This is a genomic window from Arthrobacter sp. TJ-266, assembly GCF_058269115.1.
Genome location: NZ_JBZCNC010000001.1, coordinates 784,101 through 799,264, shown reverse-complemented (window position 1 = coordinate 799,264; position 15,164 = coordinate 784,101). Strand labels below are relative to the sequence as shown.

16 protein-coding genes are annotated in these 15,164 nt (G+C 69.9%); 5 read left to right on the top strand and 11 right to left on the bottom strand.

Features of this window, described 5'->3' with window-relative positions; translation table 11 throughout:
• Positions 1-12: 12 nt before the first annotated feature.
• Together AC4D12_RS04090 and AC4D12_RS04085 are read right to left on the bottom strand one after the other, a co-directional pair.
• A complete protein-coding gene (locus AC4D12_RS04090) occupies positions 13-1,110 on the bottom strand; it encodes a 4-hydroxy-3-methylbut-2-enyl diphosphate reductase (RefSeq protein ID WP_490948621.1) in 1,098 nt (365 codons plus the stop codon).
• Positions 1,111-1,166: 56 nt separating this feature from the next.
• Positions 1,167-2,015 carry a hypothetical protein gene (locus AC4D12_RS04085; protein WP_490948620.1) on the bottom strand — a complete coding sequence of 283 codons (849 nt, stop codon included), beginning with the start codon at positions 2,013-2,015 and terminating at the stop codon, positions 1,167-1,169.
• 218 nt (positions 2,016-2,233) lie between these two features.
• On the opposite strand from AC4D12_RS04085, the gene xseA reads away from it, so the two are divergent.
• From xseA to AC4D12_RS04070, 3 genes are read left to right on the top strand one after another with little or no spacing between them, the layout of a single operon-like run.
• A complete protein-coding gene (gene xseA / locus AC4D12_RS04080; protein ID WP_490948619.1) occupies positions 2,234-3,556 on the top strand; it encodes an exodeoxyribonuclease VII large subunit in 1,323 nt (440 codons plus the stop codon).
• Entirely contained in the window at positions 3,553-3,783 is a 231-nt protein-coding gene (locus tag AC4D12_RS04075) for an exodeoxyribonuclease VII small subunit (RefSeq protein WP_490948618.1), read from the top strand. The genes xseA and AC4D12_RS04075 overlap by 4 nt, the downstream gene beginning before the upstream one ends.
• Before the next feature lie 5 nt (positions 3,784-3,788).
• The gene (locus tag AC4D12_RS04070) at positions 3,789-4,526 is read left to right on the top strand and encodes a class I SAM-dependent DNA methyltransferase (protein WP_490948617.1); all 738 of its coding nucleotides are present in this window, start codon (positions 3,789-3,791) and stop codon (positions 4,524-4,526) included.
• A gap of 106 nt (positions 4,527-4,632) precedes the next feature.
• Here AC4D12_RS04070 and AC4D12_RS04065 read toward each other — a convergent pair whose 3' ends face one another.
• The 9 genes from AC4D12_RS04065 to AC4D12_RS04025 form a co-directional block, all read right to left on the bottom strand.
• Positions 4,633-5,016, bottom strand: a complete 384-nt coding sequence (locus AC4D12_RS04065; RefSeq protein WP_490948616.1) for a VOC family protein — start codon at positions 5,014-5,016, stop codon at positions 4,633-4,635.
• A gap of 79 nt (positions 5,017-5,095) precedes the next feature.
• The gene (locus tag AC4D12_RS04060) at positions 5,096-5,950 is read right to left on the bottom strand and encodes a PPK2 family polyphosphate kinase (protein ID WP_490948615.1); all 855 of its coding nucleotides are present in this window, start codon (positions 5,948-5,950) and stop codon (positions 5,096-5,098) included.
• 26 nt (positions 5,951-5,976) lie between these two features.
• Positions 5,977-7,194 carry a pyridoxal phosphate-dependent aminotransferase gene (locus tag AC4D12_RS04055; protein WP_490948614.1) on the bottom strand — a complete coding sequence of 406 codons (1,218 nt, stop codon included), beginning with the start codon at positions 7,192-7,194 and terminating at the stop codon, positions 5,977-5,979.
• 178 nt (positions 7,195-7,372) lie between these two features.
• Positions 7,373-8,341 carry an ABC transporter substrate-binding protein gene (locus tag AC4D12_RS04050; RefSeq protein WP_490948613.1) on the bottom strand — a complete coding sequence of 323 codons (969 nt, stop codon included), beginning with the start codon at positions 8,339-8,341 and terminating at the stop codon, positions 7,373-7,375.
• Positions 8,338-9,090, bottom strand: a complete 753-nt coding sequence (locus tag AC4D12_RS04045) for an ABC transporter permease (protein WP_490948612.1) — start codon at positions 9,088-9,090, stop codon at positions 8,338-8,340. Before AC4D12_RS04045 ends, AC4D12_RS04050 begins: the two co-directional genes overlap by 4 nt.
• Complete coding sequence (locus tag AC4D12_RS04040) at positions 9,090-9,806, bottom strand: ABC transporter permease (RefSeq protein WP_490948611.1); 717 nt, start codon at positions 9,804-9,806, stop codon at positions 9,090-9,092. The genes AC4D12_RS04045 and AC4D12_RS04040 overlap by 1 nt, the downstream gene beginning before the upstream one ends.
• Positions 9,807-9,808: 2 nt before the next feature.
• On the bottom strand, positions 9,809-10,927 hold the full coding sequence (locus AC4D12_RS04035; RefSeq protein WP_490948776.1) for an ABC transporter ATP-binding protein: 1,119 nt from the start codon (positions 10,925-10,927) through the stop codon (positions 9,809-9,811).
• Between the two features lie 287 nt (positions 10,928-11,214).
• Positions 11,215-12,198: an N-acetylglucosamine kinase gene (locus tag AC4D12_RS04030; RefSeq protein ID WP_490948610.1), complete on the bottom strand. Its 984-nt coding sequence runs from the start codon at positions 12,196-12,198 to the stop codon at positions 11,215-11,217.
• 88 nt (positions 12,199-12,286) lie between these two features.
• On the bottom strand, positions 12,287-13,534 hold the full coding sequence (locus AC4D12_RS04025; RefSeq protein ID WP_490948609.1) for an MFS transporter: 1,248 nt from the start codon (positions 13,532-13,534) through the stop codon (positions 12,287-12,289).
• 153 nt (positions 13,535-13,687) lie between these two features.
• Between AC4D12_RS04025 and AC4D12_RS04020 the strand changes: the two genes are divergently transcribed.
• Together AC4D12_RS04020 and AC4D12_RS04015 are read left to right on the top strand one after the other, a co-directional pair.
• Complete coding sequence (locus tag AC4D12_RS04020; protein ID WP_490948608.1) at positions 13,688-14,170, top strand: Lrp/AsnC family transcriptional regulator; 483 nt, start codon at positions 13,688-13,690, stop codon at positions 14,168-14,170.
• Between the two features lie 86 nt (positions 14,171-14,256).
• Positions 14,257-15,138, top strand: coding sequence for an alanyl-tRNA editing protein (locus AC4D12_RS04015; protein WP_490948607.1), 882 nt, complete (start codon positions 14,257-14,259; stop codon positions 15,136-15,138).
• Positions 15,139-15,164: the final 26 nt, after the last annotated feature.

Genomic DNA, 15,164 nt, shown 5'->3' with positions numbered 1-15,164 from the left:
AACGTCGGTGCGTCAGTTCAGGGAGGAGCGGTCCTGCCGCTGACCCCGACCGCCGCGGCCCTGGGAGGGATCCCCCATCGCCTTGAGTGCCGCGCGGATCTCCTTGGGGAGGGAGAAGATGATGTCCTCCTCCGCCGTCACGACCTCCTCCACGTCCGCGTAGCCGTATTCGGCGAGCAGACGGAGGACGTCCTGCACCAGGTTCTCCGGAACCGATGCCCCGGAGGAGACCCCCACCGAGGTGACCCCTTCGAACCAGGACTCGTCCACCTCGTTGGCGTAATCGACCCGGTACGAAGCCTTGGCGCCGTATTCGAGCGCCACCTCGACGAGACGGATCGAGTTCGACGAGTTCGACGACCCGACCACGATCACGAGGTCGCACTGCGGGGCGATCTTCTTGATGGCCGCCTGGCGGTTCGACGTGGCGTAGCAGATGTCGTCGCTGGGCGGATCCTGCAGGGTGGGGAACCGTTCCTTGAGCAGGTTCACGGTCAGCATCGTCTCGTCCACGCTGAGCGTGGTCTGCGACAGCCAGATCAGGCGTTCCGGATCCCGCACCTGCACCTTGTCGACGTCCTCGGGCCCGTTGACGATCTGGATGTGGTCCGGCGCCTCACCTGCGGTGCCCTCCACTTCCTCGTGGCCTTCGTGCCCGATGAGGAGGATGTCGAAGTCGTCGCGCGCGAAGCGCTGCGCTTCCTTGTGCACCTTCGTCACGAGCGGGCAGGTGGCGTCGATGGTCCGGAGTCCGCGGTCCGCCGCCGACTGCACGACGGCCGGTGACACCCCGTGCGCCGAGAACACGACGAGAGCGCCCTCGGGAACCTCGTCCGTCTCGTCCACGAAGATGGCGCCCTTGGCCTCGAGCGTCGAGACCACGTGCAGGTTGTGCACGATCTGCTTCCGCACGTAGACCGGCGGACCGTAGTGCTCGAGAGCCTTCTCCACGGCGATCACGGCGCGGTCCACACCGGCACAATACCCACGCGGAGCCGCGAGCAGTACCTTCTTCTGCCCGCTCACGGGCGCGGCGGCGAGGACGTCCTCGGGGGAACGACGCCGGCGCGGGATGGTGGGCATGGGGACCTGAACGGCGGTACTGGTCATGCCCCGATTCTACGTGGTCGCCCTGCGCGGGTCGGTCGCCGAGCCGAGCGCTCCGCTCAGGGCTGACCCCGGCGCCGTCGGCCGAACGTGAGCTGCAGGACGACGCCGAGCACCACCGCGAGCAGTCCCCCGACGATCACCGGTGTGCTGGACGCTGCGATGCTGACGGCGGCCCGACCTGTCAGGCCCCCGAGAAAGACGTCCGCGAGCGCACCCGTGCCGGGAGTGCCGGCGACCACGCCGGGCAGCCAGGTCCCGCCGAGCGCTCCGACGACGCCGATCGCGGCGAGACCGAGTCCCAGGAGCGCTAACGTGGTGCCGCGCCGTCGGGCGATGACGAGTGCGAGCAGAGCGACGACGCCGGCCGCTGCGAGGTAGAGCTGCCAGGGCTGGACCGCGTCGGCGAGGCCACTCAGCAGACCTCCGCGCTGGACGGAGCCGATGTCGATGATGGTGTCCTCGGGCAGCGGCACGTCGATGCCCAGCGTTCCTGCGAGGTCCCCGGTCAGCAGATCGATCACGGGACCCAGATCGAGGCTGAGGACCGCGGGGGCCGTCTCCGTCGGACCGGGCGCCTGCGCGAAGGTGAAGGCGTGCGAGAGTCGCAGCGTCTCGGCCCACGCCGCCTCGTAGCCGGAGGATCCGCTGACGGTTCCGGCGGCATCGCGCACGAGCGGTTCGACGACCGAGTTCAGCTGCTCGGGGAGACCGATGGTGGCCGTGACCTCCCCTGCCAGAGCGTCCGCAAGGGTGTTCTGGAAGGCCTGATCGTCGGCCAGAGGAGCGGCCAGAGCCACGAAACCGGACTGCTCGACGAGGTTCTCGTCCACCCAGGCGGCAGCGAGTCCCCCGGCGGCCAGGAGGAGGGCGACGAGCGCCACGACGGCTGAGAGGAGGGTGCGCATGGGGTCCTTCGCTGGGAGCTACAGCTCCCGATTATGCCCGTTCTGCACGGTCGGGCACGCGTGGGACGGCGGTGGGCAGCGGCTCCGAGTAGGAGGCGCTCGATGTCACTGCGCACATACCGCCGGGCGCAGCGGAGCTCTGGGGGCCGGGGGTGGTAGACGTTAAGGACGAGCAAAGGTCGTCGACCGGTGCGGGCCGATGGAGGACAGGACGAGCAATGACGAGTGAGGCGACGCGGACGGGCGCCGTGGACGACGCCGGCGGATCAACGCCTCCGTCCACCATCCCCCCGACGGCCGCGGAGACCTCACCGGACGCTCCCTGGCCGCTGCATCTGCTGTCCGAGAAACTGAAGGCGCACATCGAGCGAGCGCCCGCCGCGTGGGTCGAGGGGCAGGTCATCGAGCTCAATCGGCGCGGGAGCATGTGCTACATCACCCTGCGTGACGTCGACTCCGAGGTGTCGCTCTCCCTGTCGGTCTACGGCAGCGTGATGGACCGGGTCTCCTCCCCGCTGGAGCGCGGGTCACGCGTGGTCGCCAGGCTGAAGCCGGACTTCTGGGTCAAGACGGGCCGCCTGTCCATGCAGACCATCGACATCCGACCCGTCGGCATCGGCGACCTGCTCGCGAGGATCGAGCGGTTGCGGCAGGCACTGGCGGCGGAGGGACTGTTCGCGTCGACCCGGAAGAAGCGCCTGCCGCTCCTCCCTCACCGGATCGGGCTGATCACCGGTCGGGAGTCGGACGCCATGAAGGACGTGACGCGCAACGCGGCCCTCCGGTGGCCCGCGGTCGAATTCGACGTGCGCGAGGTCGCCGTCCAGGGTGTGAGCAGCGTCGCGCAGGTGATTGCCGCCCTCGCGGCCCTCGACGCCGACCCCCACGTGGACGTCATTATCATCGCGCGCGGCGGAGGGGCACTGGAGGATCTCCTGCCGTTCAGCGACGAGTCCCTCGTCCGGGCGGTCGCCGCCGCACGGACGCCCGTGGTGAGTGCGATCGGCCACGAGGCGGACCGCCCGCTGCTCGACGAGGTCGCCGATGTGCGCGCCTCGACACCGACCGACGCCGCGAAGCGTGTGGTCCCCGACGTGACGGAGGAACTCGGACGCATCGCCCAGGCGAGGAGTGCGCTCGAACGGTCCATCCGGACCCTCGTGCATCGCGAGGCAGACAGCCTCGCCACGCTTCGCTCCCGGCCCTCCCTCGCGAAGCCCGAAGGCATGGTTGACGTGCGTGAGGCGGACATCGAGCGGCTGCGCTCCCGCTCCCTCCGGAGTACGAGCACGGCCGTGACGCGTGAGGCCGACGCGGTGCACCACCTGCGCGAGCGGGTCAGGTCCCTCTCCCCCCAGAAGACGCTCGACCGCGGCTACGCGGTGGTGCAGCTGGCCGACGGGCACGTGGTCCGGGAACCCGCCGAGCTCGATGACGGCGACGCCCTGCGCATCCGCGTCGCGGGCGGCCACTTCAGCGCGATCACACGCAACCGAATCGGCTCGGCACAGAGCCACCAAGAGGACGAGGACACAGCATGACGGATCACCAGCAGTCGGCGCAGGCGGATGTCGGCACCCTCTCCTACGAGCAGGCCCGCGAGGAACTCGTGGCCGTCGTCTCCCGGCTCGAAGCCGGCGGCGTGAGCCTCGAGGAGTCACTGGCCCTGTGGGAGCGTGGCGAAGCGCTCGCCGACCGGTGCGAAGCATGGCTCGAGGGCGCGAAGGCGAGGCTCGCCGCAGCGCGCGACAAGGCCGAGAGCCAGTAGGAGAGGTGGACGCGGCGGAGGCGACGGCGGAAGCCCAGGCTCAGGCTCGGGCGAGGTCTTCCACCGCAGCGGCCTACGACGTCGTCGCCGTCGACTATGCACGGGTGCTCCCGGACGCGAGGTTCGAGGCGTCGCTGGACCGGGCGATGCTCGAGGAGTTCGCCGCCCGCGTTGCCGGCACGGGCTGCGGCACGGGCAGCGGCACGGGCAGCGGCACGGGCACGGGCAAGGGCACGGGCGAGCCTCGGGTCGTCGATGTCGGCTGCGGTACCGGCCGGCTGGCAAGTCTCCTGGTGGAACACGGGTTGGAGTACGCCGGAGTGGACGGCTCGAGCGGCATGCTCGACGTGGCGAAAGCTCTCCACCCGGACCTGCCGTTCCGGGTCGGTGATCTCGCGGAACTGCCCGCCGAGGACGCATCCGTGGACGGCGTCCTCGCGTGGTACTCGATCATCCACACGCCGTCGTTGGACCTCCGAGCTGTGGTGCTCGAGTTCCGGCGGGTCCTGCGGACCGGCGGGTTCCTCCTCCTGGGCTTCCAGTCGGGCGAGGGCGAGCGTCGCATCAGCAGCGCGTACGGTCACGACGTCGCGCTGACGGCCGTGCTGCACGCTCCCGGCGCGGTGCAGCAGATGCTGGTGGACGCCGACTTCCTCGTCGAGGCGAGTCTCGTGCGCGCACCACGACCCTCCGAGCGACACCCGCAAGCCATGATCCTGGCGCGACTGCGTGAGACTCCTTGAATCTGCGTGAGTCTGCTTGAATCTGCGTGAATCTGCTTGAATCTGCTTGAATCTGCGCGAGTCTCCCCGAGACCGCCTGAGTCGGACGGCGAGCCGCCCCGAGGCATCAGGACGGCTCCGCACCCCGGGGAGGTAGTTCCTGCAGGGCCCACGCGTTGTCGTCCGGGTCCGCGAAGTAGACGAATCTCCCCCATGGCTGCTCATCGATCTCCGACGCCTGCACCCCACGCTCCACGAGGTCGGTGCGAGCTCGCGCAACGTCGGCCACGACCACTTGGATACCGCGCAGCGAGCCCGGAACCATGTCGCTGATGCCCTCTCCGAGGGCGATGGAGCAGGCCGAGCCGGGCGGCGTCAGCTGCACGAACCGGACACTCTCGCTGACGCGGATGTCCACGTCGAGGACGAAGCCCGCCCGGTCGCGGTAGAAGGCGATGGAGCGGTCCACATCGCTGACGGGTACGCCGATGAGTTCGATCTTCCAGTCCATGAGGGCCTCCGGTGATGGTCGGGTCTCAAGACGAGGAAGCGACGCGGACAGACACTGTCCGCATCGTCGGTCTGCGGCCTCAGCTGGCGGCGAGCCGCTGCTTCTCGACCTCGACGTCGAAGGTCGCCCGCGGCCAGCTCAGCTGCATGTCCTCGAGGGTCCTGGTGAGCAGGTGCTGGACGGCCAGCCGCGCGTACCACTTGCGGTCAGCGGGAACCACGTACCACGGGGCGGCCTCCGTGCTCGTGCGCTCGACGGCGAGCTGGTAGGCCTCCTGGTAGGCGACCCAGTGCTCACGCTCGTCGATGTCACCCGGGTTGTACTTCCAGTACTTGTCCTTGCGCTCAAGCCGCTCCGCCAGCCGTGACTTCTGCTCGTCCTTGCTGATGTGGAGCATCACCTTCAGCACGCGGGTCCCCGCCGCCGCGAGCCCGGACTCGAACGCGCGGATGGCCGGGTACCGGTCCTCGACCTCGGCAGCCGGCGACAGACCGCGCACGCGGTGGATCAGCACGTCCTCGTAGTGCGAGCGGTCGAACACGCCGATGATGCCCGGACCCGGCAGTTGGCGCTTGATGCGCCAGAGGAATGTGTGCTGCTGCTCGGCGGGGGTCGGCGCCTTGAAGGCATGGTGCTTCACGCCCTGCGGGTCGACCAGCCCGACGACGTGGCGGACGATCCCGCCCTTGCCCGACGTGTCCATGCCCTGCAGGACCAGGAGCACCGCGATCCCGCTCCCGGCACGGCTCTCGGCGAAGAGCTTCTCCTGCAGGAGGGACAGAGCATCCGCGCCGGCGGCGAGAGCGGCTGCGCCCTCCTTCTTGCCGCCGTCGAACCCCGGCGTGGAGCGTGGGTCCACGCCGGCGAGCGAGAAGTCCGGGCCGGCGAGGAGCAGGCGGTGCAGTTCGGCGACGTCGACGGTGGGCGGGACCATGGGACTCCTCGGAAGTGGTGCGCTGCTCAGGGCTTGTAGGTCGATAGGAAGTCGGCGAGGCGCCCGATCGCGTCCTCGATGACCTCGACGCTCGGGAGGGTGACCATGCGGAAGTGGTCCGGATTGACCCAGTTGAACGCGGTGCCGTGGGAGATCAGGATCTTCTGCTGCTTGAGGAGGTCGAGGGCGAACTTCTCGTCGTCCTTGATCGGATACACCTCGGGGTCGAGCTTGGGGAACAGGTAGAGCGCGCCTTGCGCGACCTCGCAGCTGACCCCGGGGATGGCGTTGAGCAGCTGCGCGGCCTTGTCGCGCTGCTGCTTGAGACGCCCGCCGGGCAGGATGAGGTCGTTGATGCTCTGGTAGCCCCCGAGCGCCGTCTGGATGGCGTGCTGTGCCGGCACGTTCGCGCAGAGGCGCATGTTCGCGAGCAGGTTGATGCCCTCGATGTAGTTCGCGGCGTCGCGCTTGGGCCCGGAGATCGCCATCCAGCCGCTGCGGAAACCGGCGATGCGGTAGGCCTTCGACAGGCCGCTGAACGTGAGGCAGAGGACGTCGTCGCCGGCGACGGAGGCCGCGTTGATGTGGACGGCGTCGTCGTAGAGGATCTTCTCGTAGATCTCGTCGGCAAAGAGGATGAGCCCGTGCTGCCGCGCCAGCCGGACGATGCCCTCGAGGACCGGCTTCGGGTAGACGGCGCCCGTGGGGTTGTTCGGGTTGATGAGGACGATCCCCTTGGTGTTCGGCGTGATCTTCGACGCCATGTCCTCGAGATCGGGCCACCAGTGGTTGTCCTCGTCGCACAGGTAGTGCACCGGCGTGCCGCTGGCGAGCGCGACGGACGCCGTCCAGAGCGGGTAGTCCGGGGTGGGGATGAGTACCTCGTCGCCCGCGTTGAGCAGGGCCTGCATGGACAGAGTGATGAGTTCGCTGACCCCGTTGCCGAGGTAGACGTCGTCCACGTCGATCGAGTTGATACCGCGGCCCTGGTAGTACTGAACGACGGCGGTGCGCGCCGAGAAGATACCGCGGGAGTCGCTGTAGCCCTGGGCCTTCGGCAGGTTGCGGATCATGTCCACGAGGATGGCGTCCGGTGCCTCGAAGCCGAAGGGCGCCGGATTGCCGATGTTGAGCTTGAGGATCCGGTGGCCCTGCGCCTCCATGACCATGGCATGTTCCAGCAGCGGGCCCCTGATGTCGTAGAGGACATTGCGGAGCTTGTCCGACTGCTTGTACGTGACCATTGGAACAGGATGCCACAGCGAGGGCGCAGTGCCCCGGAAGGCGATGCCGGTCACCGGACCGCAGGGTCGGACACCCGCGCGGCGAGGGCGAGGGACGCCCGGAGCCCCGGACGCACCCGAGGGAGGCCCGGACGTCGGGCCTCCCTCGGATTCGGAGCAGGTGAGGATCAGGTGAGGATCAGCCCGCCAGACCCTTTTCAGCGAGCCAGTCGGCCGCGGCATCGGCCGGCATGCGCTTCTCGTCGCCACTGACTTCGCGGTTCAGGGAGAGGAGATCCTCGGTGGTCAGCTGCGCCGACACCTCGTTGAGGACGTTCTGCGCCTCCTCGCTGACGGTCTCCGTGTTGATGAGCGGCAGGACCTGCTGGGCGATGAAGTTGTTCTCCGGGTCCTCCAGCACCACGAGGTCGTTGTCCTCGATGGACGGCGTCGTGGTGTAGATGTCCGCCACCTGGACCTCGTCGTTAAGCAGGGCCTGGAGCGTGAGCTCACCGCCGCCGTCGTTCAGGGCCTCGAAGTTGCCCGGCACGCAGCCGTACTTCTCCTCGAGCCCCGGCAGACCGTACGCACGCTCCTGGAACGTGCTCGGCGCGCCGAGGGTGATCTCGCCGCACACCTCCGCGAGGTCGGCGATGGACTCCAGTCCGTACTCCTCCGCGGTGGCGGCCGTGACCACGAGTGCGTCCTTGTCCTCCGCCTCGCTGGGATCCAGGACGCCGAGGTTCGCTCCCGGCGACTTCGTCTCGAGAGCGTCCGGGAGGGCCGCCATGATGTCCTCGGCGGACGCCGCGGTGGCCGCCGGGTCCGCGAGGAGCAGCAGGTTGCCGCTGTACTCGGGGATGACGTTGATGGAGCCGTCCACCATGGCCTGGTAATAGATCTCACGGGACCCGATGTTCGGTCGCGTGGTGGCCTCGATGCCGGCGGCGTTCAGCGCGCCCGCGTAGATCTCGGCAATGATCTGGCTCTCGGGGAAGTCAGCTGAACCGACGACGACGGACCCCTCGGGCTCCGCGCTCGCCGGCTCACCCTGGGGGTCGCTGTTCGCACCGCAGGCAGTCAACGCCAGCATGGCCGTCAGGCCGCCGGCCAGTCCCATCATGGCGCGCCGGCTCGAGGAAGCGCGCGAGTGTGACAGGTTCTTCATGTTGTTCCTCCTTGTGCACTGGCGACGGCCTCTTGCCGGCCAGATCCTCTGAGCGATCCCTGCACCGGGCGCGCGACCCTGAGACCCGGTGAGATCGCGAACCTTTGGACGAGGGCCATGAGCCCGTCGACGGCGATGGCGAGCACCGCGATGACGACGGCGCCGCCGAACAGCCGGCCGTTGTCGTTGATCTGCGTGCCCTCGACGAGGAACACGCCCAGCCCGTCCGCTTTCGCGTAGGCGACGACGGTCGCGGTCGCGACGACCTGCAGGACCCCGGCCCGCACTCCACCGATCATCACCTGCAGACCGTTGGGCACCTCCACGCGGAACAGCACCTGCCATTCGGTGAGCCCCATGCTGCGCGCGGCGTCCACCACCGTGCGGTTCACCGAGGAGATGCCGGCGTAGACACCGCTGAGCACGGGCGGGACGGCGAGCAGCACCAGGGCCCACACCGACGGCATGATGCCGCGTGAGAAGAGCAGCGCGAAGAGGAACACCATGCCGAGCGTCGGGAGCGCCCGGAGGATGCCGATCCCCGAGACCACGAGGACACGCCCCCTGCCCGTGTGCCCGACGAATATGCCGAGCGGCACGGCGATGGCACACGCGATGAGCAGCGTCAGCCCCACGTACCCGAGGTGTTCCAGCACGCGCATCGGGATGCCGCGCGCGCCGCTCCAGTTCACGGGGTCGGACAGCCATTCGCCCATCTGCACGAAGAGGTTGGAACTCGAGTAGTCCATCAGGCAGCCGCTCCTGCGTGACGCGCCTCGAGCGCGAGCGCCGGGGCGGGGGTGCGCGAGGACGTCGCCCGCGTCCACGGCGTGAGCACCCGTTCGAGGAGGACGAGCACGAGGTCGAGCACGAGGGCGAGCAGCAGCGTGGCCAGGATCCCGACGGCGATCTGCTCCGGGTAGTTCCGCGTCAGGCCGTCCGTGAACAGCCTCCCGAGGCTCGGCACGCCGATCAGGGCGCCCACGCTGACCATCGAGATGTTGGTGACCGAGATGACCCGGACGCCGGCGATGAGGACGGGCACCGACAGCGGAAGGTCGACGGTGAGGAAGCGCCGCAGCGGCGTGAAGCCCATGGCGACCGCGGCCTGCCGCACGCCGTCATCGATCGAGTTCAGGGCGTCCACGGTGGAGCGCATGAGCAGGGCCACGGCGTAGATGGTCAGCGCGACGACGACGTTCACCATGCTGAGAATGCTGGTGCCGAGGACGATCGGGAGGAACACGAACATCGCCAGGGACGGGATCGTGTAGAGCAGCGACGACGCCGTCAGGAGGACGGCGCCCGCGGTCCGGTTGCGCCGGGCGATCTGCGCGAGGGGCACGGCGATGATCACGCCGAACACCAGCGGCAGGATCGACTGGAGGAGATGGTTATCTGTCAGCTCACGCAGCAGGGTCGCATTGGCCGGCACGTAGTCGACCATCCCCTGGATCCAGTCCACGGCTACACCGCCGTGTTGTGATCGGCGCGCCCGCGGTCCAGCCGGGCCGCCTCGATGAGCTCGAAGATCTCCGCCGCGCGGACGACGCCGACGGCACGGCCGTCGTCGTCCACCGTCACGCCGAGACCGGAGGGCGAGGACAGCGCGGCGTCCAGCGCACGTCGCAGCGTGTCCCCGCGCCTGTAGAGCGATCCGCCCGGCACGGCGTCCGCCTGCCGGTGGATGCTCTCGCGCGTGGCCTCCGGTACCCAGCCGTGCGGCCGTCCGTGGTCGTCGACGAGCAGGGCCCACGGCGAGCGCACCGAGACGGTCGGGTCCGCGAGGAGGTGCGCGTCGATGGTCTCCACGGGGTGGATGGTCAGGCGGTCGCCCTCCTGGAAGGACAGGTGCCGGAATCCACGGTCACGGCCCACGAAACCGGCCACGAAGTCGTCGACCGGGGCGCGGAGGATCTCCTCGGGCGCCGCGAATTGTGCGAGCCGGCCACCCACCGCGAAGACCGCCACCTTGTCGCCGAGGATGGTGGCCTCGTCGATGTCGTGCGTCACGAAGACGATCGTCTTGGCGAGATCGCGCTGCAGCCGGAGCAGTTCGTCCTGGAGTTCGGCGCGCACCACGGGGTCCACGGCGCTGAACGGCTCGTCCATGAGCAGCACGGGCGGGTCCGCGGCGAGCGCACGCGCCACCCCGACGCGCTGCTGCTGGCCGCCGGAGAGCTGCGCCGGGTACCGGCGCCCGAATTCGGAGGCGAGGCCGACGACGTCGAGCAGCTCCTGCGCCCGCTTCCGTGCCTCCGCCTTGCCCACGCCGTTGAGCCGCGGCACCGTGGCGATGTTGTCGAGGACCGAGCGGTGCGGCATCAGACCGGAGGACTGCATCACGTAGCCCATGGACCGCCGCAGCTCAGCGGCCTTCTGCTGCGAGACGTCCTGGCCGTCGAGGAGGATCTGCCCCGAGGTGGGCTCCACCATGCGGTTGATCATGCGCAGGGATGTGGTCTTGCCGCAGCCCGACGGACCGACGAACACGGTGATGCTGCCGCGGTCGATGTCGATGGAGAGGTCATCCACGGCGGGGCGTCCGGCGTCGTACGTCTTGGTGACGTTCCGGAAGACGATCATGGGCTCGGTACCGGATACCTGCTCGGGAGGTGTCATGGCAGCAGCGCCTTTCCTTGCAGGTCATCTCGGCCGGGTTGTGCCCGCGGACCGCGCTGACGCGGGCCGGCTTGCCGTCTGGGATCCCGTGACGCGGAGTGCGCAACGGTCAGTTCAAGCTGTCGAAGCTCTGAGTCTAACCACCACTCCCGCTCAGGCAAGACGCACCGGGGCGGCCTGCGGATCCGCCGGGCAGCCCAGCCCGGCGCGGTGGCGCATCAGGAGTCCGTCATAGGTCCGTCAGAGGTCAGTCAGAGGTGCGTCAGGAGGAACGGCACGCCCATCACGGGGTCGCGGTCGAGGACCACGACGTCGGTGATCCCCTCCGCCGTCAGCCTCACCTCGAGCCGCTGCTGCAGGGCGGGCTGATGCATGGCGAGCCCTCCCCCGAGCACCACCGGACCGGGTCGCCCGATCACGCCGGCGACGTCGAGGATCAGCTGGGTGAGGTCCGCGGCCGCCCGGTCGACGATGCGCGCGGCGTCCTCCGAGCCGGCGCTCGCGGCGTCGAACACGAGGCTCGACTGCGCGGCCCAGTACGTGCGGCTCGACGCCTCGGCGGAGTGGAAGAGGCCGATCAGTTCCGTGGGCGTGTCCACGCCGTTCCGCGTCAGGACTGCGGTGTCGAGCCCATCGGGGACCAGCCCGACGTCGTGCCGGTGCAGCGCGCGGCGCACCGCTTCGCGGGCGATCCAGTACCCGCTGCCCTCGTCACCGAGAAGGTATCCCCACCCGCCCGAGCGGGCTTCGCGACCGTCCGGCGCGACTCCCCAGGCGACGGACCCTGTGCCGGCGATGACCGCGGTCCCCGTGCGGGCGCCACCGGCGGCGAGGATGAGTCGGGTGTCGTGCACGACGTCGATCGCCGCGTTCGGCGCGAGCGGCGCGATGAGGGCGCGGAGCCGGTCGGCGTCCTCCGCGGTGTCCACCCCGCCGGACCCGGCGACCACCCGGAGCACCTCCGCGCCGCCGTCCGCCAGCAACGCGCGGAACAGCACGGCGAGGTTCGCCGCCGCGTCATCGCGCGTCACGTTCTGCACGTTGGCGCTGCCCGCCCTCGCCTCCGCGACCAGCGTCCCGGCCCGCCACAGGGCACCGTGCGTCTTGGACCCGCCGATGTCCAGACCGACGACGAGGTCATCGGCCATCACCTCGGTCACCACGGCACCCGGGTGCTGTCCGGAGGCGACGTCAGGATGCGGTGCCGGGGCTGGAGGTGATGAGGGCGTCGACATGGCTCCAGCCTACGGACCGGTACTGTCCGTGCCACGGCCCCGCTCGGGACGGTCAGGACTCGTGGGACGGTCGGGGCCGTGGAGCGCGTCAGCGCTGCAGCCCGGAACGCAGCCGGACCACCGAGGACCCGACGGCCAGCACACCGCAGACTGCGGCGACGACGACGGCGAAGACGGTGACCGCGGGGGTGAGCCCCCAGACGCCCGCGGCCGCACCGAGTCCCAGTACCGGCACGGCGCTGCCCAGGTACGTGATCACGTACACGGCGCTCACGGTCTGCGCGTGCAGGGCCGGGTCCACCCTCGTGGACACCTCGTTGAACACCACCCGGAACGCCATGCCCTGGCCCAGGCCCGCGAGGACGCAGGCGCCGACGAGCAGCGGCAGGCTGCCCGTCCCCTGCGCGACCGGGAGGAGGGCCACGCCGGTGGCCATTCCCGCGAGGCCGAGCGGCACCACGAGGCGTCCACGGAGTGAGAGCAGCTGACTGACGGCGGACGAGCCGAGGACGAGCGCCGCGAGCAGCCCGATCAGCGGACGCGACGTGGTCCCCGCGATGCCCGCGAACCACGTGGGAGCGAGGCTGAGCGTGAACCCGAACACGGAGAAGCTGAGGAAGCCGACCGCCGACGCCGTCCAGAACGCGCGCCGCGCTCCCGGGGACACCGCCGGGCGGCGGGGACGCAGGGCCGCGAGCGGGCGATCCGCAGCCGCCGCGCTGATGGCGGGCCGGGCACGGAGCAGCACGAGCGGGACGAGCAGCGACGCCAGCACCACGAGGTACACGAGGAAGGGCGTCCGCGTGGGTGAGGGAAGGAGGGACAGCAGGCCGCCGATCACCGGGCCCGCCGCTACACCGCCCGCGGAGGCCATGAGTGTGAACCTGGACGCCCAGTCGGGGCGGCTCGGCAGGAGGTCTCGAAGTGCAGCCGCGCTGGCGCCGGTGGCGAGCGCGACCGCTGCACCCTGCAGCGCACGGCCCGCCGTGAGCATGGGCAGCGACGTGGCCGCGGCGAAGAGTCCGGCTCCGGCGAGTCCGAGCACGACGGCGAGGACCAGGGCCGCGCGTCGGCCGATGTGGTCCGACCAATGCCCGGCGAGGACGAGCCCGCCGATGAGAGCGATGACGTAGGAGGAGAAGGCGACGGTGACGGCGAAGGACGACAGGCCGAGGTCCGCCTGGATGAGTGGATAGAGAGGAGTGGCGAGGTTCGCGCCGATGAGGAGCGTGGAGATGACCGTGACCGCGAGCGCGAGCCGGACGGCGAGGGATGCGTCCCAGACGCCGGGCTCCGCCGTCGTAGGCCGCATGCGCAGCTCGTTGATGACGCTCATACCGCTCTGGACCTCCATGCGCGCTCGGAAGCGGTGCGCGCGATACGCACCCTCTATAGGATGAAGGTCCTTGATCCTTCTGCAGTGTTCCAGCTGACGGATGTGAGCACGGTGCGCAACAGGAATGTGACCCGCTGACCGGAAGTGAGCGATGTGAGCAAGCTTGACCACCTCGACCTCCGCCTCCTGCTCGAGCTCGTGCGCGATCCGCGGGCGCAGGTGAGCGATCTCAGCGAGCTCCTCGGTGTGGCACGGAACACCGCGCAGACGCGCATCCGCCGGTTGCTCCGAGCCGGCACGCTGCGGACGAACGGACGCGAGCTGGATCTCGAGGCCCTCGGGTACGACGTCGTGGCCTTCGTGACGATCGAGGTGTCCCACCGCGAGCTCGACGCGGTGATCGCCGGGCTCCGCACCCTGACCCAGGTGCTGGAGGTGCACGAGATCTCCGGGCGCGGCGACGTCTGGTGCCGCGTCGCGGCCACCGACACCCACAACCTGCAGGCGGCCCTCCGCTCGATCCTGCGCCTCAAGGGCGTCATCCGCACCGAGACCGTCCTGGCCCTGCACGAGCACATCCCCTACCGGACGGAGCCCCTCCTGGAGCGCCTCACGCACTCTCCGACAGACACCTGACGGCGGCGCCGGACCCGCCCTACCCGTCCCGATAGCTCTCCAGTACGCCCAGCCGTTTTCCCACGCGATCAGCATCGAGGAGCATCATGACCCTTCCGTCCACCGACACCCGCGTCACCTATCCGGCGGGCGCCGTCACCGGTGCCGCCCGTGTGCTGCACACCGAGGTGCGCCCGGACGGGAGGAGGGTGGTCCTGCTCGACACCACGCCATTCCACCCCGTGGATCACAGCTGGCCGGACCAGGGAGCGGACCGCGGCGTCCTGAGGTCGACGTCGGGCGCGTGGCCCGTCATCGACTGCGTGGTGGGCGACACCGACGGATCCACCCTGCACCTCGGCGCCGAGTCACCCGTGCGCAAGGGCACCGAGGGGTGGGCCTTCGTCGTCGCGCACCTCCTTGAGCCCGGGACAGAGGGCCCCGAGGAGGGGGACGACGTCGTCACGGAGGTGGATGCCGCCCATCGCGCCGCGATCTCCGCCGGGCACACCGGGTGCCACCTGGCCTCGCTCGCCCTCAACCGGGCGATGGCCGGGCGGTGGAAGAAGGACGTGACGGCGGACGCCCTCGGTGCCCCGAACTTCGACGCCCTCGCGATCGACACGACCGCCATCGGCGACTTCGGATCCGTGGACCTGTACCGCCTCGGCAAGTCCCTGCGCCGCAAGGGCTTCGACGTCGAAGGGCTCGAGGCCGCGCTGCCCGCCCTCGAGGAGCAGACGAACGCGCACCTCTCCGCATGGACGTCGACGGGCGCTGCCATCCGGATCGACACGGACGGACCGGGCCTGACGGATCGACGGCGCTGGGTGTGCGATCTGCCCGGCGAGGAGGCGCAGATCCCGTGCGGTGGCACGCACCTGACCTCGCTCGCGGGTCTCGCCGTCTCCGTCCGCCTTGAGACGGTCGATCACGACGGCACACCGGGACTCCGCATGACGACGGCGGTCGACGGTACCGGGGCGTGACGGGCGCTCTTCTCATCTTCATCTCA

Coding starts and splice junctions, on each gene's coding strand:
- AC4D12_RS04025 (WP_490948609.1), bottom strand. CDS start 13,534: ATGAGCGTCATCAACGAGCTGCGCATGCGGCCTACGACGGCGGAGCCC.
- AC4D12_RS04060 (WP_490948615.1), bottom strand. CDS start 5,950: ATGGTCCCGCCCACCGTCGACGTCGCCGAACTGCACCGCCTGCTCCTC.
- AC4D12_RS04055 (WP_490948614.1), bottom strand. CDS start 7,194: ATGGTCACGTACAAGCAGTCGGACAAGCTCCGCAATGTCCTCTACGAC.
- AC4D12_RS04085 (WP_490948620.1), bottom strand. CDS start 2,015: ATGCGCACCCTCCTCTCAGCCGTCGTGGCGCTCGTCGCCCTCCTCCTG.
- AC4D12_RS04045 (WP_490948612.1), bottom strand. CDS start 9,090: ATGGACTACTCGAGTTCCAACCTCTTCGTGCAGATGGGCGAATGGCTG.
- AC4D12_RS04050 (WP_490948613.1), bottom strand. CDS start 8,341: ATGAAGAACCTGTCACACTCGCGCGCTTCCTCGAGCCGGCGCGCCATG.
- AC4D12_RS04065 (WP_490948616.1), bottom strand. CDS start 5,016: ATGGACTGGAAGATCGAACTCATCGGCGTACCCGTCAGCGATGTGGAC.
- xseA (WP_490948619.1), top strand. CDS start 2,234: ATGACGAGTGAGGCGACGCGGACGGGCGCCGTGGACGACGCCGGCGGA.
- AC4D12_RS04015 (WP_490948607.1), top strand. CDS start 14,257: ATGACCCTTCCGTCCACCGACACCCGCGTCACCTATCCGGCGGGCGCC.
- AC4D12_RS04035 (WP_490948776.1), bottom strand. CDS start 10,927: ATGATCGTCTTCCGGAACGTCACCAAGACGTACGACGCCGGACGCCCC.
- AC4D12_RS04030 (WP_490948610.1), bottom strand. CDS start 12,198: ATGTCGACGCCCTCATCACCTCCAGCCCCGGCACCGCATCCTGACGTC.
- AC4D12_RS04090 (WP_490948621.1), bottom strand. CDS start 1,110: ATGACCAGTACCGCCGTTCAGGTCCCCATGCCCACCATCCCGCGCCGG.
- AC4D12_RS04075 (WP_490948618.1), top strand. CDS start 3,553: ATGACGGATCACCAGCAGTCGGCGCAGGCGGATGTCGGCACCCTCTCC.